At 70.8% G+C, this 20,537-nt stretch carries 16 protein-coding genes; 7 read left to right on the top strand and 9 right to left on the bottom strand.

Features of this window, described 5'->3' with window-relative positions; translation table 11 throughout:
* Nucleotides 1–45 precede the first annotated feature (45 nt).
* Both CAP_RS12230 and CAP_RS12225 read left to right on the top strand, forming a co-directional pair.
* Nucleotides 46–1,890 (top strand): type III secretion system chaperone family protein, encoded by a 1,845-nt coding sequence (locus tag CAP_RS12230; RefSeq protein ID WP_156040721.1) that lies wholly within the window; start codon nucleotides 46–48, stop codon nucleotides 1,888–1,890.
* Nucleotides 1,890–3,050: a serine protease gene (locus CAP_RS12225; RefSeq protein WP_044240078.1), complete on the top strand. Its 1,161-nt coding sequence runs from the start codon at nucleotides 1,890–1,892 to the stop codon at nucleotides 3,048–3,050. Before CAP_RS12230 ends, CAP_RS12225 begins: the two co-directional genes overlap by 1 nt.
* A 133-nt stretch (nucleotides 3,051–3,183) precedes the next feature.
* Here CAP_RS12225 and CAP_RS12220 read toward each other — a convergent pair whose 3' ends face one another.
* Nucleotides 3,184–4,515, bottom strand: coding sequence for a PQQ-dependent sugar dehydrogenase (locus tag CAP_RS12220; protein ID WP_156040720.1), 1,332 nt, complete (start codon nucleotides 4,513–4,515; stop codon nucleotides 3,184–3,186).
* Nucleotides 4,516–4,934: 419 nt separating this feature from the next.
* On the opposite strand from CAP_RS12220, the gene CAP_RS12215 reads away from it, so the two are divergent.
* Complete coding sequence (locus CAP_RS12215; protein WP_044240074.1) at nucleotides 4,935–7,385, top strand: 3-hydroxyacyl-CoA dehydrogenase/enoyl-CoA hydratase family protein; 2,451 nt, start codon at nucleotides 4,935–4,937, stop codon at nucleotides 7,383–7,385.
* A gap of 9 nt (nucleotides 7,386–7,394) precedes the next feature.
* On the top strand, nucleotides 7,395–8,561 hold the full coding sequence (locus CAP_RS12210) for a thiolase family protein (RefSeq protein ID WP_044240071.1): 1,167 nt from the start codon (nucleotides 7,395–7,397) through the stop codon (nucleotides 8,559–8,561).
* A 657-nt stretch (nucleotides 8,562–9,218) separates the two neighbouring features.
* Here the strand turns inward: CAP_RS12210 and CAP_RS12205 are convergent.
* Nucleotides 9,219–9,767 carry a glycine cleavage system transcriptional repressor gene (locus CAP_RS12205; RefSeq protein WP_044240068.1) on the bottom strand — a complete coding sequence of 183 codons (549 nt, stop codon included), beginning with the start codon at nucleotides 9,765–9,767 and terminating at the stop codon, nucleotides 9,219–9,221.
* Nucleotides 9,768–9,897: 130 nt separating this feature from the next.
* On the opposite strand from CAP_RS12205, the gene CAP_RS12200 reads away from it, so the two are divergent.
* Nucleotides 9,898–10,155, top strand: a complete 258-nt coding sequence (locus CAP_RS12200) for a BolA/IbaG family iron-sulfur metabolism protein (protein WP_044240065.1) — start codon at nucleotides 9,898–9,900, stop codon at nucleotides 10,153–10,155.
* A 44-nt stretch (nucleotides 10,156–10,199) separates the two neighbouring features.
* Here the strand turns inward: CAP_RS12200 and CAP_RS12195 are convergent, their stop codons facing one another.
* Complete coding sequence (locus CAP_RS12195) at nucleotides 10,200–10,862, bottom strand: hypothetical protein (RefSeq protein ID WP_044240063.1); 663 nt, start codon at nucleotides 10,860–10,862, stop codon at nucleotides 10,200–10,202.
* Between the two features lie 727 nt (nucleotides 10,863–11,589).
* Between CAP_RS12195 and CAP_RS12190 the strand changes: the two genes are divergently transcribed.
* Nucleotides 11,590–13,215: a response regulator gene (locus tag CAP_RS12190; RefSeq protein ID WP_052374910.1), complete on the top strand. Its 1,626-nt coding sequence runs from the start codon at nucleotides 11,590–11,592 to the stop codon at nucleotides 13,213–13,215.
* 265 nt (nucleotides 13,216–13,480) lie between these two features.
* On the top strand, nucleotides 13,481–14,392 hold the full coding sequence (locus tag CAP_RS12185) for a PAS domain-containing protein (RefSeq protein ID WP_044240060.1): 912 nt from the start codon (nucleotides 13,481–13,483) through the stop codon (nucleotides 14,390–14,392).
* Nucleotides 14,393–14,862: 470 nt separating this feature from the next.
* Here the strand turns inward: CAP_RS12185 and CAP_RS12180 are convergent, their stop codons facing one another.
* The 6 genes from CAP_RS12180 to CAP_RS12160 all read right to left on the bottom strand — a co-directional run bounded on the left by CAP_RS12180 (nucleotide 14,863) and on the right by CAP_RS12160 (nucleotide 20,461).
* Entirely contained in the window at nucleotides 14,863–15,834 is a 972-nt protein-coding gene (locus CAP_RS12180; protein ID WP_044240058.1) for an RNA polymerase sigma factor, read from the bottom strand.
* 99 nt (nucleotides 15,835–15,933) lie between these two features.
* The gene (locus tag CAP_RS12175; RefSeq protein ID WP_156040719.1) at nucleotides 15,934–16,920 is read right to left on the bottom strand and encodes a formylglycine-generating enzyme family protein; all 987 of its coding nucleotides are present in this window, start codon (nucleotides 16,918–16,920) and stop codon (nucleotides 15,934–15,936) included.
* A gap of 276 nt (nucleotides 16,921–17,196) precedes the next feature.
* Nucleotides 17,197–18,768: a hypothetical protein gene (locus tag CAP_RS44345; RefSeq protein ID WP_052374906.1), complete on the bottom strand. Its 1,572-nt coding sequence runs from the start codon at nucleotides 18,766–18,768 to the stop codon at nucleotides 17,197–17,199.
* A gap of 212 nt (nucleotides 18,769–18,980) precedes the next feature.
* Nucleotides 18,981–19,178 carry a hypothetical protein gene (locus tag CAP_RS12165; protein ID WP_044240055.1) on the bottom strand — a complete coding sequence of 66 codons (198 nt, stop codon included), beginning with the start codon at nucleotides 19,176–19,178 and terminating at the stop codon, nucleotides 18,981–18,983.
* Between the two features lie 291 nt (nucleotides 19,179–19,469).
* Complete coding sequence (locus CAP_RS50275; RefSeq protein ID WP_156040718.1) at nucleotides 19,470–19,643, bottom strand: PDDEXK family nuclease; 174 nt, start codon at nucleotides 19,641–19,643, stop codon at nucleotides 19,470–19,472.
* Nucleotides 19,640–20,461, bottom strand: coding sequence for a class I SAM-dependent methyltransferase (locus tag CAP_RS12160; protein WP_044240054.1), 822 nt, complete (start codon nucleotides 20,459–20,461; stop codon nucleotides 19,640–19,642). Before CAP_RS12160 ends, CAP_RS50275 begins: the two co-directional genes overlap by 4 nt.
* Nucleotides 20,462–20,537: the final 76 nt, after the last annotated feature.

Below are 20,537 nucleotides of genomic sequence, written 5' to 3'. Positions count from 1 at the left end.
AAGGCCGTGCCCATCCCCTCCCCCCCCTGAGGTATGATGGGCACCGTGGCGATACCGTCGAACCCCGTGCCCGAGTTCTGCGCCGCGTGCGGCTTCCCGCTGCGCGGCCCGCGGTGCGAGGCATGCGGGGTCCATCGCACCGCCCCGGGCAGGCGCACTGGCCTCACGCCCGACAGCGAGCCTCAGCCCCCCGACGCCGAACTCGAAGCCTGGCGCGCCCGGGACCCGATCCGCTTCGTCGGACACTGCATCGCCTCCGAGGTGGGAACGACCGTCCCCACCACGTCCGCGCAGGAGGGCATCGGCTGGATCTTCAGCCTGCAGGCGACGACCCTCTTCGTCAGCTTCGACCCCGGCGCCGAGCGCACCAGCATCGACGTCCCGCTCACGCGCGTCATCGAGCGGCAGCGGGTCCCGCTCCTCCGCGCCGCCCTGGAGCTCTGCGACCAGCTCCTGCCCGCGCGGCTCTGCCTGCGCGACGACCTGCTCGTCCTCCGGCGCACGGCCCACCTCCCCACCCTCACCGCCAGCGCCCTGCGCCTCGCGCTCCGGACCACCGCCGCCGCCGCGGAGCGCGTCGCCACGCTCCTCGTGTCCTGGTTCGACGTGCGCCCCACCTTCAGCGACGAGCAGCGCGCGAACCTGAGCTGGGCGCTCGTCGGCCGCTCCCGCCCCCTCAAGAGCTTCTCCATCCCGCCCCCCGGGCGCTCGCTCCCGCCTCCCTTCGCCCCGCAAGGCACACCCCAGGTGCTGCCGCCCCCGCCGCCTCTCTCCGGGCGCCTCGCCGCCGCCGAGGCGCTGTGGGCAGCGCCGAGGGCCCCCGAGCCTGCACCCGGCGCCAGCGCCCGCCCTGTCCACCGTGAAACCCCGCACCGCGAACCCGCGAGCCGCGAACCCGCGAGCCGTGAAGCTGCGAGCCGCGACGCCGACGAGCTGCCCGACATCCTCTCCCCCTTCTTCGTCGTCACCAGCAGCACCTCCACCCCGCTGCCCGGCCTCGCCGCGCCGCCGTCGACCATCACCCCGCCCCCGGTCCCCACGCCTCCCACCTACGTCCGCCGCGCGACGCCGCTGCCGGTTCCCCCGAGCAGCCCCTCGGATCTTCGCGCACTCTACGGCGGCATGGGCGGCACGCTCGGCGGGCTCCCCGGTGAATCCCGCGCCTCCGAGGTGCCGGCGCCGCTCGTCGAGCGCGGCAGCACGCGCCGTCCGGGCATCGGTGAAGTCTCTTCTCCCCCCGTCTCCGTCCCGTTCTCCATGCGGCCCCCCGCGGCCTCCAGCGAGGGCGAGCCCGACGCGCGCCGCGAACGCCCTGCCTCCGACCGCTTCTGCCAGATCCTGCGCGACGCCCAGGCCCACGCCACCACGGTGAGCATCCAGGACAAGCCCGGCGTCATGCTCATCCTCATCCGCTCCACCGTCTTCCGCGCCATCCTGGAGCACGGCGACACGCTCCCCCACACGGTCGCCCACCTCTACCGCGCCACCGCCGCCGTCACCCGCGACCTCGCCCAGGCTGAGAATGCGGGCCGCCGCGTCAACCCCGCCGCGATCGCCGAGCCCGCCCTCTATGCCATGGAGCGCCTCGTCAGCGCCCGCGGCCAGGTCCCCGACGAGAAGCCGCTGCAAATCGAGCCCCTCACCAGCGCGACGCACGCCCGCGAGCACCTCTCCCGCTTCCTGCGCGAGATCGAGGCCGCCCCGAGCGACCCCGCGCTCCGCCACTTCCTCGCCCTCGGCGCCCTCTCCGAGCTGCTCGTGCGCGCCAAGCTGCCCGCCAAGACGGACCAGCGCCTGCGCGAGATCGTGGCCTACGCCCACCGCGACGGCGTGAAGGGCGCCACCATCGACCTGATGATGACCGCGCTGAACAGGATCGTCTCCCAGTGATGAACCGCCTCGCCGCCTCCAATGAGGACGAGTTCAACGCCACCCACGACCGCATCGCCCGCGTGCGCCCGGCCATCGTGACCCTGCACGCGGGCTCGCTCACCGCGGCCGGCTGGATGGCCTTGCCCAACGGGCTGGTGCTCAGCAGCCGACGCGCCATCGGCTACCCCACCGACGTCTCCATCGTGCCCCAGGAGGGAATGCCCCTGCCAGGCCGGGTCATCGCCGTCGACGTGGCGCGCGACGTGGCCATGGTGCTCCCCCTGGAGTTCCCCGGCATCGTCGCTCCCCTGCAAATCCGCCCCGCGCCCGCCGTCCGCCTCACCGAGCCGGTGAGCGTGGTGAGCCCTGCGCCAGGCTCCGACCTGCGCATCGTCCCGGCCCGCGTCTGCCAGCTCCACACCGGCACGGGCCCGAAGCCCTCCCTCTTCGAGATCGACATCCACGCGCCCCTCGGCGCCGTGGTGCTCGACGCCGAGGGGCGCGTGGTGGGCATGGTCGCCACCTCGACGCTCGGCCCTCTCGCCGCAACCTCGACCTTCACCACGGTGCTCCCCGTCCCCGCGTTCTCCGCCCTGCTCGGCGCCATGGACCGGCCCAACCTGGAGCTGCGCGACCGCACCCCGCTCTACCGCTGCCCCACCTGCGAGGAGCCCTACGACATCGCCGCCGAGCGCTGCGTCGCCTGCGGGCGCGTCCTCCCCCACGCCTTCGCCTCCACCCCGGAGCGCGCCGACGCGGAGCGCCTGGTGCGCGACGGCCTCGCCGCCATCGGCGTGGTCGCCAACCGGGCCCGGGTGAGCCCGACCTCGTGGCGCTTCCCCCTGCGCCCCTTCTCGACCGCCGAGGCCACCCACCTGGAGCTCACCCTCGACGACGCGAGCAGCACCCTGACGATTCGCTCCCCCGTGGTCACCCTCCCCACCGCGAACCACGAGCCGTTCTACCGGTTCCTGCTGACCATGAACGACCAGACCACGGGCGATCTGGCCGTTTCCATCGCCGGAGACCTGGTGTCCATCGGCTGCGCCGAGCGTCTCGACGGCTGCGGCGCCTCCGCCCTGGCCGCCCGCATCGAGGAGATCGCGCGGGTGTCCGACGAGTACCGCCGCACCCTCGCCGACACCTTCGAGGCGGGCCCCAAGTACTACGTACCTTGAATCAGGGGCCTTCGGCCCCTGCGCTCCCGATGGTCGCTACCCCGGTGGCTTCGATCGAGCGCCGAGCCACAGGGCCAGGAACCGGATCCGACGCGGGCCCCGAGTAACGAGGGGCCCGCGCGCAGAGGGACGGCTACTGCTGCGCGTCGATCCGGTAGAGGCCACCGGCGAGATCGAGCACGTACAGGTTGCCGACGTTGTCCTCGCCGAAGGACGTCATGTACTGGAGCGTCCCGTCCGAGTTGAGGTTGTCGGTGAGTTCCTCTTCGAGCGCCACGGTGTCGCCGCCGCCCCAGCGGAAGCTCCTGATCCGCAGCGAGCACGAGTCGCCGTAGATGTACCGGCCGTTCATGTTGGGGATGCCCGTCCCGCGGTACACGTAGCCGCCCACGATCGAGCAATCCCCGGAGTTGTGGTTGTGGGCCACGACGGCGCACGTACCGGTCGTGCACTCGGTCCCCTGGTCCGCGATGGGCCAGCCGTAGTTCCGGTGCCCGGTGTTCGGGGGCTCGATGTTGACCTCCTCCCAGTTGCCGCCGACGTCGGAGATGTAGAGGTCCTGCGTGCAGCGGTCGATGCTGAAGCGCCACGAGTTGCGCAGGCCGTAATTCCACACGAGCGGGTGCCCACCGGGCAGGTTGCCGGGCGGCGCGGTGTCCACGTCGTCCACGTCGAGGCGCAGGAGCTTGCCGTGGATGTCGTCGATGTCCTGCGACGTCGACGAGTCGCCGCGATCGCCCGAGGAGACGAAGAGGTAGCCGTCCTCCGCGAAGGCCATCATCGCCCCGTAGTGCTGCCCGACCGCGCCGGGGAAGTTGAGGATCGTCTGCACGACCCCGGGGCTCGCCACGTTCGGATCGTTCGCCGAGCGCGCGAACTCCGAGACGACGCTGGCGTCGCTGTCGGAGTAGAACAGGAAGAAGCGCCCGTTGGTCGCGTAGTCGGGGTGGAACACCATCGACAGCAGCCCGAACTCGTCCACCTGGCCCGGCTGATCGGTGAGCGCCGAGATGTCGATGAAGGGCGCGCCCTGCAGGACGCCGTTCACGATCACCCGCACCCGCCCCTCCTGCTCCACCACGAACAGGCGCTCGTTGTCCCCCGGGGCCGCCGTCACGAAGACGGGCCGATCCAGGTTCGTCGAGATGGGCGTGAGCTGCAGGTCCGGCACCGGCCCCTGGGCCTCCAGGCCGCAGTCCACCTGGGAGCTGCCGCCGCCGACACCGCCCCCACCGCCGCCGCTGTTCGAGGACGTTGAGCCGCCGTCACCGCCCGTGTTGCCGTTGCCGCCCGTGCTGGGGCCTGCGCCGCCCTGGCTGCTGGTCGTCGACGTGGGGGTCCCGCTCGTCTCGGAGCTGCCGCCGTCGTCCCCACCACAGGCCTGGGCGCTGAGCGCCGCACCCGCCGCACCGAGGAAAGCAAGAACCCAGACCGAAGAAGAATTTCGCGTTGAGAAAAGGGCCATCGGATCAAAGTACTGCAGCGCGGCGGAGGCGCAAAGGAAGAGCACCTCCCTTCACGCCCCTCCCGATCGCCGAGGACGGCCTTCGGGTCGCGCGCTGTCCCATTCTGCCCCGCCGCACCTTTATGCGCCGGCGCGCGCATCCTTTGCGCGTTTGCGTGCGTGCGACGCGCGGCTCCTCCGCGATGCGTACGGTCCTCCGCGATGCGTACGGTCCTCCGCGACGCGACGCTCCTCCGCGACGCAAGGCTTCTCCGCGACGCAAGACTCCTCCGCGACGCGAGGCTCCTCCGCGACGCGTACCATCCGCCGCGCTGCCCGCTCACGTTGCCCGCTTTCTGCCGCCTCGCGTCACCGTGCTTGCCAGCGGCGCGCCGATCGTGCCAAGGGTGCGAGCACCCTCAATTCTCTGGAGGAATTGCATGACCAAGCCAATCCGCCGCGCGGGCGTCATCGGCGCGGGCGTCATGGGCAGCGGCATCGCCGCCCACCTCGCGAACGCTGGCGTCGAGGTGGTGCTCCTCGACATCGTCCCCCCGAACCTCAAGGACTCCGAGCGGACCGATCCGGCCGCCCGCAGCCGCTTCGCCACTGGTGGCCTCGAAAAGGCCCTCAAGGCCAGGCCTGCCGCCTTCTTCCACCCCTCCTTCGCCAGGTCGATCCGCACCGGCAACACCGAGGACGACCTCGGCCTGCTCGCAGGGTGTGACCTCATCATCGAGGCCATCATCGAGCAGCTCGAACCGAAGCGCGCCCTCTTCGCCAAGCTCGAAGAGGTGGCCCGCCCCGACGCGATCATCGCCTCCAACACCTCCGGCCTGCGCATCGAGGGGATGATGGAGGGCCGCTCGGAGTCGTTCCGCAAGCGCTTCCTCGTCATGCACTTCTTCAACCCTGTCCGGTACATGAAGCTCCTCGAGCTGGTCGCCGGCCCCGACACCGACCCCGACACCGTGGAGCGGGTGCGCCGCTTCGGCGAGGACGTGCTCGGCAAGGGCATCGTCTTCGGCAAGGACACCCCGAACTTCATCGCCAACCGCATCGGCGCCCACGCGATGATGACCACCATCCACCTGATGCTCGAAGAGGGCCTCTCCCCCGAGGACGTCGACGCCATCACCGGCGTCGCCATGGCCCACCCGAAGAGCGCCAGCTTCCGCACCGCGGACGTGGTCGGCCTCGACACCTTCGCCCACGTCGCCGACAACTGCTTCAACTCGCTCAAGGACGACGAGGACCGCAAGGTCTTCGAGGTCCCCGCCTACATTCGCACCATGGTCGAGAAGAAGCTCCTCGGCGACAAGACCCGCGGCGGCTTCTACCGCAAGGGCAAGGGCGGCGACATCGAGACCCTCGACCCGAAGACCCTTGAGTACCGCGCCCGCGGCGGCGACCCCGAGGTCCGCAAGGCCATCAAGGGTATCGAGCAGATCGAGGATCCCGCCGCCCGCGTCCGCGCCCTCGTCGCCGACCAGGGCAAGGCCGGCCGCTTCGCCTGGAAGGTGCTCTCCCGCTCCCTCGCGTACTCCGCCCGCCGCCTCGGCGAGATCGCCGGTGACGTCGCCGCGATCGATGACGGCGTGCGCTGGGGCTACAACTGGGACCTCGGCCCCTTCCAGACCTGGGACGCCCTCGGGTTCACCGAGACCGTGGCCCGGATGGAGAAGGACGGCATCGCCCTGCCCGAAACCATCACCCGCATGCGCGACCAGGGCGCCAAGGGCTTCTACGACGCCGCCGCCCAGAAGAAGCCGACGAACTACGACGACTTCGTCGCGAAGAACGCCGGCACCCGCGCGACCTACAGCGCCGAGGGCGCCATGTACGACGTGCTCGCCGGCAAGCCGAGCGCCCGCGCCATCGACCCCCGCACCGTCCCGCTCGCGTGGGTCCGCCGCGGCGAGAAGGCCGTGCTCTCCAACGACGGCGCCGAGGCCTGGGACCTCGGCGACGGCGTCCTCGGCGTCACCTTCAAGAGCAAGGCGAACAGCATCGACGCCGACGTCATCACCCTCCTCGGCCAGGCGGCCGACAAGGCCGAAGCCGACTTCCGCGCGCTGCTCGTCTTCAACCAGGGCGACCACTTCTGCGTCGGCGCGAACCTCTTCATGATCGCCATGGCCGCCACCAACAAGGACTGGGAGAACATCCGCCTCACGGTGAAGGCCTACCAGGACGCGACCCAGCGCCTGAAGTACGCGAGCGTCCCGGTGGTCGTGGCCCCCTTCGGCATGACCCTCGGCGGCGGCCTGGAGCTGTCCTTCGCGGGCGCCTCCGTGCAGGCGGCGGCCGAGACCTACGCGGGCCTCGTCGAGGTCGGCGTCGGCCTCATCCCCGGGGGCGCGGGCACCCTCAACATGCTCTGGCGCGCCCTCGAAGGCATCCCCGAAGGCGCCCAGGTGAACACCCTGGAGCTGACCACCCAGGTCTTCAAGAACATCGCCCTCGCCAAGGTCGCGACCAGCGCCGACGAAGCCAAGGCCCTCGGTTACTTCCGCAAGACCGACGGCGTGACCTTCGACCGCGCCCGCCACCTCGCCGAAGCCAAGGGCCGCGCCATCGGCCTCGCCGAGAGCGGCTACCACGCCCCGGCTCCCCGCGCGTACAAGCTCGCGGGCGAGAGCGGCATCGCCACCCTCAGCATGATGGTCGACACCCTGGTCGCCGGCGGTTACGCCAGCGAGCACGACGCCACCATCGCCCGCAAGCTCGCCACCGTTCTCTGCGGCGGCAAGGGCGGCGCCGCGCGCGAGGTCACCGAGTCCGAGATCCTCGAGCTGGAGCGCGAGGCCTTCGTCAGCCTCTGCGGCGAGGAGAAGAGCCTGGAGCGCATCAAGCACATGCTGATGACCAACAAACCCCTGCGGAACTAGGAGATCGCCATGACCGATATCGTGATCGCAGATGCCGTCCGCAGCGCGGTCGGCCGTTCTCACAAGGGCTCCCTCGCCCAGAAGCGCCCCGACGAGCTCGCGGGCGAGGTCATCGCGGCCCTCATCGCCCGCGTCCCGCAGGTGAAGCCGGCCGACATCGAGGACGTGGTCCTCGGCTGCGCCATGCCCGAGGGCGAGCAGGGCCTGAACGTGGCGCGCGTCGCCGGCCTTCTCGGCGGCCTCCCCGAGGAGGTCCCCGCGATGACCATCAACCGCTTCTGCTCCAGCGGCCTGCAGGCCCTCGCCCTCGCCGCGGGCAGCATCGCCACCGGCTCCGTCGACATCGCCATCGCCGGCGGTCTGGAGTCGATGTCCATGGTCCCCATGACCGGCAACAAGCTCAGCGCCTCCCCCGAGGCGATGGAGCGCTGCGCCTCGGTCTACACCCCGATGGGCATCACCGCCGAGAACGTGGCCAACCGCTTCAAGGTGAGCCGCGAGGACCAGGACGCTTTCGCCCTCCGCAGCCACCAGAAGGCCGCCGAGGCCCGCAAGGCAGGCCGCTTCGAGGGGGAGCTGGTCACCGTGAAGGGCGTGCGCTTCGACAAGGGCGAGCACGTGTCCTTCGACTTCCGCACCGATGAGCTGATCCGCGCCGAGACGACCGCCGAGGGCCTTGCCGGCCTGAAGCCCGCCTTCTCCGCCAAGGGCAGCGTCACCGCCGGGAACAGCTCGCCGCTCTCCGACGGCGCCGCCGCCGCCCTCCTCCTGAGCCGCGCCAAGGCGGAGTCCCTGGGCATCAAGCCCCTCGGCTACTTCCGGACCTTCGTCGCGACCGGCGTCGACCCCGCCATCATGGGCATCGGCCCCATCCCGGCCGTGCGCAAGCTCCTCGCCAAGACGGGCCTGAGCATCGCCGACATCGATCTCTTCGAGATCAACGAGGCCTTCGCCTCCCAGGCCGTCTACGTGCAGCGCACCCTGGAGATCCCCGACGAGAAGCTGAACGTGAACGGCGGCGCCATCGCCCTCGGTCACCCCCTCGGCTGCACGGGCGCCAAGCTCGTCGCGACGGCCCTCCACGAGCTGCGTCGCCGCGGCGGCCGCTACGCCATCGTGTCGATGTGCATCGGCGGCGGCATGGGCGCAGCCGGCCTCCTCGAAGCCGCCTCCTGACCTTCCTCCTCCCGTCCCTCCGAGCGCCTTCTCCTTCAGCCTCTGCCTCCCCTTCGATCGTCGAAGCACCTCCCCGGACGGCATCCTGCCTGCCCCCAGGGCCCCACGGTGCGTGGGCGTGGGGGGGGTGGTGGGGCGTGCGCGCGCCTGGGTCCTCCCGTGCGAATCGCTCCTCGTAGAAATCTCGAGGTGACAGGAGGCGGGGAGGCAAGACCCTGGCGGAGGGGTGACCTGAAGGCCGGCGCTCGGCGCACGGGGCCCCCCCAGGCGCGCGCACGCCCCACCACCCCCCCCACGCCCACGCACTGCCCGACGCTGGTGGATCCCCCGGCAGAGGGATTGGAGAGACCCCGCGCCTTCTCTGGTGTGCGCGCTTCGCCCGAAACCGAGAGCGACCGCCCTCGTCCTCACTCTTCCACCCCGGAGCGAAGTCCTACTCCCAGAGCCCAAGGCAGCGAGAGCGAGGAGGAGGCGTGGGCGTGCGCGCGTGGGGGGGCCCCGTGCGCCGAGCGCCGGCCCTCAGGTCACCCATCCGCCAGGGTCTTGCCTCCCCCCTCCCAGGTCACATCGAGATTTCTACGAGGAGCGATTCGCACGGGGGGACCCACGCGCGCACGCCCACGCCTCCTCCTCGCTCTCGCCCCCGGGAGCCGCTGGTCAGCCTTTGACGAGCGACCTCACATCGATCTCGAGGTTCTCCTCCTCCGCCACCTGGTCCATCGCCTTCCGCACCTTCCCCACCGTGACCCCGGCAGGCACGTCGATCCGCGCCTCCATCCGGAAGAGCTGTGAGCCTGTCACGGGCGCCTCGTAGCTCGTGGCCTCCAGCGACACGATGTTCACGCCTGTCGCCGAGAGCGCCCGCGACACTGCCCGCACGATGCCCTCATGGTCCAGCGCCTCGGCCGTCACCACGCACGGAATGGCGGCTGCCCTGCGGTGCTCTTCGGGGCTCTTCGTGCGCCGCGCCAGCACCTGGAGCCCGGTCTGCTTCTCCATGTCGACCGTGCTCTTCTCCAGTGCCGCCACTTCCTCGGGGGATCCCGACACCAGGAGCAGCACCCCGAATTCTCCGCCGAGCACCACCATCCGGCTGTCTTCGACGTTGCCCCCGTGCTCCGTCACGTAGTGGGTCACCTCGGCGACGAGGCCGGGTCGATCGGGCCCGAGACACGAGAGCACCAGGAAGGCTTCAGTCGCTGTCATATGGGCGCCCAGTCTACGCGAACTCCTGCCTCTGTGGGCCAGGGGCCCTCACGGTGGATGCGTGGGACGCGCGGCGGGGCGTGCCCCTCGCGCTGGCCTCGGCCCATCCTTTCGCCTATAAACGGCCCCCATGTCTGTCCACCTCACCTCCTTCCAGGGCTCGATTCTCGACGCCGTCAAGAAAGCCATCGAGAGCAAGGTCGAGGGCTCGACGGCCGAGGTCACCGGCGGCGGGGGCCACTACAACATCGTCGTCACCTCGCCGGTCTTTGCGGGCAAGAGCATGCTGGAGAGTCAGCGGCTGGTGTACAGCGCCATCGCGCACCTCATGGCGGGCAACGATGCTCCCGTGCATGCCGTCGACAGCCTGAAGACGCGCGTTCCCTAGAGCGACGCCGCGACGCAGCGACGCAGCGACGCGGCGGGGGCGCTTCAGGGCGTCGCCGTGACGCGCCGGAGCGTCACCACGGCGACGCCCACCATCCATCCGAGGAGGCCGGTGGCGGCCACCTTCTGCAGCGCTGGCAGGGCCAGGAGCGTCGGGCCGCCCAGCACCACGCCCCGCGCGTAGAGGGCGGCGTCCACGAGCGCCGCGGCCACCGTGGCGGTGCCGAGCACCTGGAGCCTCGGGCGCGCGCGCAGGCCCCTCACCGAGAGCCACCCTGCCACGAGTGCCGGCACGCTGGCCACGAGCACGGCGGCGGCGTGGAGCTTGCCGAACACCAGGGAGGGCAGGAGCGGCACGGCGACGAGGCCTGCGAGGGACACCATCCCTGCGGCGCGCACCCACTGCCCGAGCTTTGCCTCCTCGGGGAAGAGCCGCGGCATCAGCCACCAGAAGGGCAGGAAGGCGCCCACGAGGAGCAGCATACCTGCCTGGGCCGGGCGTGCCCCGCGGTTGGGCACGCCGTTGAGCGCCACGGGCTGGGTCAAGTCGCAGACGAAATTGCGAAAGAAGTCGTGGCCATGGGCCTGCGCGTCCATCCACGTACCGCCGGGGTAAAGCACCATCGAGGCGGCGAGCAGCACCCCGGCGCCGAGCGCGCACCCGAGGAGCATCACCGCCAGCCGACGGTCCTGGGGTTCGCCGCGCATCCGCGCGACATCGTAGCCCAGGCCCGTCTGGAGGCACCTCGGCTGGCAGAGGGCAGGGCGCCTTGACGCAGGCCCGGCGCTCGCGTCAGGGCAGGCGCGGGCGCTTCTCGGGGCGGGCGCTCGCGGTTCATCACCGGGGCTCCATCCGGCCGTTCACAGCGGGGTCCCCAGCGGTGGAGAGCCTTATCTCGCTTCAATGACCTCGCTTCGATTCCCGATCTCAACGGAATCGTCCAGGCAGTCGCCCTGGATCTATCAACCAATGCCTCCAGGGAGTTCATGGCAATATGCCACGGTCGTGCACATGGCTGCCGCGCGTGCCGTCCAGGATGCGTGTCCAATCCCTGATCAAGGCTTTCTTCGCGACTATGAGACACGTGAAGCCATCATAGCTGACAGTCGGGCAGTGTGAGGCAATCACTGCAACCCGCATGGCAACGTTCGTTCAATGTCTCGCCATTTCCCTACGACAGCATCAGACCATTCCCCATCGTCCGCTCGTGGTACTCCCTATGAGGTCTCGAAATTGTCCCACATAGGTTGTGATCACTGTGATCACACCGGGCAATTTCTGCTCCGGTGCGTGAACATCCCACTTCCGCAGGGGGATACGGACCGCGAGAGCGCGGTCGTTACGCGACGACGGACAGTCCCACGGAGACCCGGCGCGAACCGGGAATGGGTGTGCACTGGGCCTTCGGGCCCCTTCCTCGCCGAATGAGGCCCCATGAACGACCGCTCGCGAGCGCTCATCCTCAACATCGACGATACCGACGCGAGTCGCTATCTCATCTCCCGCATCCTCAACAGCCATGGGTATGCGGTCATCGAGGCTTTGAACGGACTGGACGGGATCAGCCTCGCGGAGGAGCGGCAGCCTGACCTGATCATCACCGACGTGAAGCTGCCCGATCTGGACGGCTTCGAGGTCTGCCGGGCGCTCCGGTCGAACCCCGAGACGAAGGGCATCCCCATCGTGATGACCTCGGCGATGTTCACCACGAGCGGCAAGAAGGGGCTGGGGATCGAGAGCGGCGCGAACGCCTACGTCACCCAGCCGTTCGAACCGCTGGAGATGCTGGCGCTCATCCAGTCGCTCCTGCGCATCCGGCTCCACGAGCGGGAGGCACAGGAGCGCGCCGAGCAGCTCCTCGCGGCCGATCGGCGCAAGGACGAGTTCCTGGCGATGCTCGGGCACGAGCTGCGCAACCCGCTCTCGGCGGTCCTCACAGGGGCGCAGCTCCTTTCGCTGTGTGTCCCGCCCGGGGAGCGCGCCAGCAAGATCGCCGGCACCATCGAGCGGCAGGCACGCCACCTGACCCGCCTCGTCGACGATCTGCTCGACGTGTCGCGGATCACCCAGGGCAAGATCGAGCTGCTCAAGGAGCGCATCGACCTCGCCAAGAGCATCGATCAAGCCGCCCAGACCATGCGGCCGATGATCCTGAAGAACAGGCAGGAGCTGACGGTGATGGTCTCGGGGCGCCCGCTCTGGATGCACGGCGACGCGACGCGCATCGAGCAGGTCCTGTGCAACCTGATCACCAACGCCTCCAAGTACACGCCAGCAGGCGGGAAGATCGTGGTGACCGCCAGGCTGGACGAGGGCCAGGGCAAACCGAGGGCCGTGGTGTCCGTGCGGGATACGGGCATCGGCATCGCGCCGGAGCACCTCGCCAGCATCTTCGATCTCTTCTTCCAGGTGGACGGGGAGAACCTGGCGCGATCAGCCGGGGGTCTCGGCATCGGACTCACCATGGTCAGCCGCCTCGTCGCCCTGCATCAGGGCTCCGTCCGTGCCCTGAGCGATGGCCCCGGTACAGGCTCCGAGCTGGTCGTGGAGCTGCCGCTCCTCTCCGCGGACAATCTCCACGCGGGGCCTGTGGACGGTGCAGCGGCCCCCACGAACGGACACCACGTCCGTCGCCGGCGCGTGATGCTCGTCGACGACAACGTGGATGCGTGCACGCTGATGCAGGCCGCGCTGCAGATCGCCGGCCACCAGGTCGACATGGCGCACGATGGCGAGTCAGGGCTGCGCGCGATCCACGCGGGCAGCTACGACGCGGCCGTCATCGACATCGGCTTGCCGCTGCTCGATGGCTTCGCGCTGGCCCGCGCCGTCCGGAGCACGCCCCTGAGGACGCGCCCTTACCTCATTGCCCTGACCGGCTACGGCCGCCCCGAGGATCGCGAGCGCGCCCTCTGCGCCGGGTTCGACGAGCACCTGTCCAAGCCGGCCGACATCGATCGCCTCCAGTCAATGCTCCGGGCGGTCCCCCTCCAGGAACACCACCCGCACCCCCCGGCCCACACCGACGGCGCGGCAGACCGGCCGAGCTCCTGCCCGTAGGCCTGAGCGCGGCGTCGCTCACCGGCGTCGCCGTCACCAAGGCCTCCCCAGGCACCAGCGCGCGGCAGGAGACGTCAGCGCACGCACCGCGCTCACGCGTCGGTGAGGCCGCCGGTTGGGGCATCGTGCCCCCGCCACGTCGAGACACGTCAGCACCAGCACCTGAACACCCACGGGAGTGTCATCGCGGGTGCTGAACAGCGGCGTCGCAGCATGCAGATTTTGCGGCACGCCCCTGGATGAAGGTCCGCTAAAAAATCACTTCATGGCGCCTCTCGTCTCGTTCCTGAGCCAAGCGCACTGGGGGAACGCGGAGTTCCTCCAGCACGCGATCGACATCCTCCCGGATCCCATCTTCGTGAAGGACCGTCGGCACCGCTGGATGGCGATCAACCGGAGCTTCAGCGCGCTGCTCGGACAAGCCCCCGAGGCGATCATCGGCAAGAGCGACCCGGACTACCACCCCAAGGAGCAGGTGGAGGTCTTCTGGGAGCATGACGACCTGGTGTTCGACTCCGGCGAGCCCGACGAGAACGAGGAGGTCGTCACCGCCGGAGACGGCTCGCTGAGGACCCTCTGGACCCGCAAGTTCCCGATGAAGGCCGACACGGGCGAGGTGCTCGGGCTGTGCGGAATCATCACCGACGTGACCGTGATGAAGCAGCGGCTCCGCGAGGCGGAGCTGATCCAGGCGGAGCACATACGGCAGCAGTCCACGATCACGGCGCAGGCGGAGCTGCTCGACCGCATGGCGATGCCGGTGCTCCAGATCTGGCAAGGCGTCCTGCTCATGCCCATCGTCGGGGAGCTCAACCGCCAGCGCGCGACCCTGGCGCTCCAGAACCTGCTCGACGCGGTGGTGCGGAGCCAGTCGCATCACCTGCTCCTCGACCTCACGGGCATGCCCCTCGTCGACACCTCCGTGGCGCGGTACATCCTGCACGCCGTGAAGGCGGTGGAGCTGCTCGGCTGCACCTGCGTGCTGGTGGGCATCGGCCCGGAGATCGCGAGGACGCTCGTGCACCTCGACGTCGATCTCGGCAAGGTGGTCACGAAGGGCACGCTCCAGAGCGGCCTCGCCCACGTGCTCGGGCGCCTTCTCGGAGGGCAGCGCGCCGGCGCGGGCGCGAGGCGTGCTCAGGGAGCGTCGGCGCAGCAGCGGAAGCCGATGCTGTAGACCCGGAACGTAGCTCCAGGCAGCGCCCTGCAAAGGGCTGGTGCGCTCGTTCCATGCTCAGCAGCCCGGATGATGCGCCAGAGAGCATGCCACGTACTGCTGGTCGCGGGGCTCGCCGCGGGGCTCCCTGGCTGCTTCGCGGAAGACTGCCTGGACACACTGACGTGTGCGGAGGTGCCTGCGCCAGCCGCACCGGCGTGCGATGCGACCGCGGGCGCCGCGAGCCCTGCGTGCGGCGGGGTCTTCGTGAGCAGCAGCCTCGGGGACGATGCAAACCCGGGCACGCAGGAGGCGCCGGTACGCACGCTGGACAAGGCGCTGTCGCTCGCGGAGAGCGCAGGGAGCGCGGAGAGCCCAGGGAGCGCGGAGAGTGCGGGGAGCGGGGGGCGCAGAGCGCGGCGGGTGCTGGCGTGTGCGGAGGCGTTCGAGGAGCAGGTGGTGGTGGCGTCGGGCCTGGAGCTGTGGGGCGGCTACGACTGCACCGCAGGCTGGGCGTACGTGGGGGAGCGCAAGAAGACGGTGCTCACTGCGGGGAGCGGCGAGGTCCCGCTGCGGGTGGTGGAGGGGAGCGGGCGCGCGCCAGGGCGCGGCGGCACCGAGGCAAGAGGGGGCGAAAGCGTCGTGGTGGGAGAGATGACCGACACGACAGCCGTGGCCGGTTTCAGCGCAGGAGGAGGCGACGGTGCGGGCGCGCTGAGCGTGCACGCCGTGACGATCAGAGCGGCGGTCCTGCCGAGGCTGGCCCAGACCGAGGCCGCAGAGCGGGCGCCGGCGCACGCGGCACGGTGGCGTGCTGCGCGAGGCGTCGGCGTGGCGTCGTGGAGGAAAGGCAGGAGGAGGATCGGGAGGCCATCGCGGCCGCGGGTGCGCTCGGAGGCGCGCCACCGTCGGAACCAGCCTCGGCACGCGCGGAGGGCATCGTTGAAGCGGCTCCAGGCGCTGTTCAGGTTGAGGCCTTGGTGGCGCGCCACCTCGGGCATGGAGAGCTCGTCCAGGGCGTGCCGGATCAGGATCTCGCGCTGCTCTGGAGGGAGGGCAGCGAGCATGCGTTCGAGCAGGCGGCGGCGGTCCTCGTCGGCGAGGAGATCCTCGGACGAGCGGGCTTCCTCCGTGACGTCAGGCATCTCGCCGTGGTCGCGCAGCTCCTCATGGCGGTGCAGCGGGCGCCGCCAGTAGTTGCGCGCGTGGTTCCTGGCGATGGCGTATAGCCAGGGCGCCACCGGGCCACGGGTGGCGTCGTAGGTGCTCCAGGCGAGGCAGGCGGCGAAGATGACATCCTGGAGAAGATCGTCCCGGTCAGCGGGAGGGATGCGGTAGCGAACGAAGCAGCGCAGGACATCGGCGCGGTGCCGGGTGAGGAGGGTGCGCGCGCGCTGATCGTCCGTGGTGGAGAGGGAAGGCGCGTCCGAGGGGGCGCTGGCAGTGCCGGAGGGGAGCCGCATGAGAGGCCAGGGTGGGTGGAAGGGACAGTCCTCTCCACCCGTTCACCGGGTCACGCGCGTTCTGTTGGAAAATCGATCGCGAGGGATGGGGAAGGGCGCTCAGACCGCGTCGGCGCAGCAGCGGAAGCCGACCTCGTACCCGTAGTCGCCCTCGTCGTGGAAGGTGACCGTGGGCCGGCAGCGGGCGCGCACCGGGCCCCACCAGCCGCCCTTGATGCCGGAGCGGTGGGGGCTGCGCTCGTCGGGGCGCACCACCCACTCGTTGACGTTGCCGATCAGGTCGTAGACGCCGTGGTCGGAGCGGCACGAGGCCATGGAACCGGCGGGGAGCCGCTGGTCGATGGCGTCGAAGGCAGTGCGGCAGGCGTCGTCCTGCTGGCAGGCATCCCAGGGCGAGAAGACGAAGGTGCGGGGCCGGTAGGGGCGGTCGAAGTTGCACTGTGTGGCGTCGCGGGCGTGGCCGTAGACGTAGGGGCGCATCTCCTCGCCCTCGCAGGCGAAGTTGAACTCGGCCTCGGTGCAGAGGCGCTTGCCGGTCGAGGCACACAGGCCCCGCGCTTCCTCCCAGGAGGTGAGCACCCGGGGCTTCTCCCCGCGGCGGTTCGGCCACTCGTAGCGGTCCATGCAGAAGTTCATGGGCCTCCTGCGGTCCTCGAAGCAGGTGACCGGCTCGGCGTAGCGCAGGCACTGGCCGCGCTCGCGTCCGGGAGGCGCGCCCTTGATCTCCTGGTGCTCCAGGCAGCGCTGCTCGGGCGTGAGGCAGGCACTCCCGGCGACGAGGGCCATGCCCGCGGGGCAAGCCGGGTCGCCGGGCTCCTGGGGCGACGCGGTCTGCGCAGGCAGGGCTGGCGCGTCGGAAGACGGCGGCGCGGCCGAGGGCGAGGCGTGAGACGGCGGCGCGTCAGAGGGCAGCGCGGCCGAGGGCAGCGCGGCCGAGGGTGGGGCGTCTGAAGGTGGTGGCCCGGCTGGGAGGGGTTCTGGAGGCTCGGTGGCTGCGGGATCGCTGTCGGCGACCGCGGCGGCGCTGGGGGCGCCCTCGCCTACGGGCGCGCAAGCGCGGGCCGAGAGGGCGAGCAGGAGGGGCACGATGCAACGGTAAGGGCGAAGTCGAGGGCTGGACATGCGCGTTCGCTGGCGCCGTCGCGAGGACGCGGGTCCGCGGGTCCCGACAAGGGACGCGAAGGGACCGCAAGGAACAGGTGGCGCATGACCTGCTCAGCGAGGCGGAGCGTAGTGTGGGCCCTCGGGCAGGGGCAAAGAAGCAGCAGCGCGCGCGGGCGTGGCTCCGTGGACGCACCGCGCGCACCGCGTCACGCGCACCGCGCACCGCGCACCGCGCGCGCCACGCACCGGGTCAGCGCTTCACTGCTCGATGAAGATGCGCGGGGTCGCGTCGAGGTCGAGGGCAATCTTGCCGTCGGTCGGGGACAGCGGCTCGGTCGTCTGGGTCTGGCTGAAGTCCCAGCGGTGCGCGGCGAAGCTCCGGGAGGTTTCAAGGGCGTAGGTGGCCGTCGCGGTCTCGGCATTGCCGTCGGCGCGGGCCCAGAGCACCACGGCTTGCCGCATGTCGGGGAGGCGGAAGGCGGCGCCGCCGACGGAGGCGGGAAGGGCGAGCGCTTCGGAGGCGACCCGGTCGTGGCGCGCGTCGGCGAGGAGGGTGCCGAGGGTGCGGTAGGCCCAGCCGGTCTCGGTCAGCTCGGCCTGGTCGGGCGAGGAGAGCTGGCCGAGGTGGCGGTAGAGGCCCATCAGGCCGTAGGGGTCGGTGGTGCTGTCGTCGGCGGCGCCGTCGCCGAGGACGAACCAGTCGACGCCCTCGATGCCCGCGGCCTGGGCAGAGGTCATGACCTTGAGCAGGTAGTTGCGCGCGTAGGCGGCGCCGCCCGGGTTCTGGCCGATGGCGAGGCGAGGCGCGCCGGTCTCGGTGACGATCCAGCCCTTGCCGCTGACGCCCGCCGAGGACAGCTCGGTGGCGAGCTCGTCGTGCAGGCCGAGGAAGCCGCTGACGCCGCTGTCCGAGCTGCCCGGGGTGTAGAGCGGGTAGTAGTGGAAGCTCACCACGTCGAAGTAGGCGGCGCCGGTCTCGGGGTAGGCGTCGGAGACCGCGCCGCCCTGGGGGTCGTCGGTGTAGCGCAGGACGGCGGAGAGGAAGCTCGGGTAGCCGATGCCGCCGAGCGCCACCTGGGCCTCGGGATCGGCGAGGTGCGCGGCTTCGTACGTGACGCGCAGCATGCGCACGTAATCGAAGATGGAGCCGCCGAAGCGGACCAGTTGCTCCTTGGTCGGGGGCTCGGTCCACCAGGTCTGTGTGGCCTGCCAGTCGGAGACCCAGTCGGGCTCGTTCCAGACCTCCCAGGTGCGCACCCAGGGCTTGTAGGTGCTGACGGTGGCGTGCACGTACGCGCCCCAGGGGTTGCCGGGGTTGATGGAGCCGTCGGGGAGGGTGATGGGCTCGTAGAGGTCGCGGGGAATGTAGTGTTCGAGCTCCCAGTCCGGGGTGCCGCTCGGCGCGGTGGAGTGCTCGGCGGTGGGGCCGATGAGGAAGGCGGCGTGGCGGCTCATGCCGAGATCGGCGTAAGCCTCCATGTCGCCCACCTCGATGTCGACGCCCCAGGTGTCGAGGTGGGTCTCCGAGAGCTTGAGGCGCGAGCCGTTCGCGCCGGCATCACGCGCCAGCTCGGCGAAGATGGCGTCGTTCCAGCCGCTGTTGGGGTAGCCGAAGTTGACGCCGTACCGGAAGGGCTGGCCAAGGTCGCCGGAGCCTCCGCCCTCGCCCCCCTGGCCTCCTCCCGCGCCATCGCCGCCGGTGCCGGAGGATGCACCAGCGCCGTTCGCGCCCGCGCCCTCGGTGCTGCCGCTGCCGTCACCTCCACAGGCTGCCGCGAGAGGCAGGAGCGCAGCCGCGGCGAGGACGAGAGAAGCAGCGCGTCGATGCATGGCGAGACCTCCGGTGAGCGCGTCAGGGAACGCGCGAGGCGGAGTCTATCCGAGCGGCTGCACCGTGGGTTGGGCCACGCTGGAGGCGCGATGCGTTCGTGCGGGAGAGGTGCCGACGCTGGAGGAGAAATGCGCGTCTGCTGCAGCGAGGGACGCGGGCGCCGGGGACAGTGACAGGGGGTGACAGGACCCCGAGCGCGCGTCGGAGGGGCTTACTGGCCCTGCTGAATGGGAGGCCGGACGTGGCCCGTGGGGCTGGGGTTGTAGACCAGCTTCGGGGTGAAGGGAGAGATGGAGAAGAGGATCGTGAACACCACGAGGAGGGTCACCACGCCAAGCCCGACGAGCTTGAACGTGGGCCAATCATTCGTATCTTCCTCGCCCTTCGGGCTCACGACCTTCGCGCTCATCACATCCTCCGTGGTGCCACCCGGCAACAGGCGGCAGGCGTCACATCTGACAAGGATCCGCGCCGACGTCAATGTCGTGGCGGCGGAACCTTCCGGGCGGGAGGTTGGCGGGAGGTGGCGGAGGTGACGTGGGGGCGCGAAAGCGAACAGGACGGGGTGGGGGTGGCCGGGGTGGCCAGGTGGCCGGGGTGGCCGGGAGAGGCCGCGGAAGGCATGCAGGGGCCGCTCGGGAGGGCGGGTGGTCTTGGGGGGCGTCAGGCGGCGTCAGGCGGCGTCAGGCGGCGAACACGTTCAGGTAGATAAGACGGTGACCAGGTTGGCCACGAGGAGGTTGTGCGCCTCGGAGGCGCCTGCCATGGCGAACACCTCACCCCGGAAGAACGCGTGCTTCTCCGGCGCGTTGTGCTCCCAGGCGAGGTACTCGTCCACGGTGCAGGCGCGCCTCGCCGCAGCGTCGGTGCTCATGGCGTCGACGCTACCACCGCGGAGGGGCCGGGCATGCGGCCCAGGGCCACGAAGACGCGGTGGGGGATGGAGAGCGGGTCGCCCGGGAAGCGGTCGCGGAGGAGCGCTGCGTGCTCCGCGTCGAAGCGCGCCACCTCGTCGGGCGGGAGAGAAGCGCCCACACCCTGGCTGGCGCGGATGCGGCCTCGCCAGCCCTCGTGCGTGTAGAGGACCGGGTGGTCGTAGGAGAAGGTCTCGACCTGGAGGAAGCCGCCTTCGTCCAGGTCCTGCGCCCAGCGAGGGTAGATGCCGGCGGCGTGGCCGAAGCGGACATGAGGTTTCTGCTGGGTGGGGTTGAAGTGCTCGATGAGCGCCTCGGTGGCCTCGACGACGTTGCCAGGCAGGGGGAGCCAGTCGAAGGTGGCGAGCACCAGGGCGCCGCCGGGGCGAAGCACGCGCCGGGCCCCGACGAGGGCCGCGGGGCGGTCGAACCAGTGCCAGCACTGTCCGGCGGTGACCACGTCGACGCTGCCGGCGGGGAGCGGGAGGGCCTCGACGCGGGCCTCGACGTACCTGACGGCGACGGCCGCCGCCTCGTCGAGCTGCGCGGCAGCGGCGAGGAGCGCAGGCGCGATGTCGACGCCGGTGACGCTGCAGCCGCGCCGCGCGAGGCCGCGGGCGAGATCGCCGGTGCCGGTGCCGAGGTCGAGGATCTCCTGGCCGAGGAGGCCGACGCCGTGGTCGGCGAGGCGCGCGTAGAGGGAGGGAGGAAAGCCCACGCGGTGGCGGGCGTAGTCCTGAGCGGTGCGGTCGAAATCGACGGGCGGAGGAGCCTTCATCAGGGCAGATTCCAAGGTGATATCGAACGATAACACGTAATCATAACAGGAGCCCGCGAAGGGCTGCGCGGCATGG

The sequence above is a fragment of the Chondromyces apiculatus DSM 436 genome (assembly GCF_000601485.1).
GTDB classification, from domain to species: domain Bacteria; phylum Myxococcota_A; class Polyangia; order Polyangiales; family Polyangiaceae; genus Chondromyces; species Chondromyces apiculatus.
This window is presented reverse-complemented; position numbering and strand designations above follow the sequence as displayed.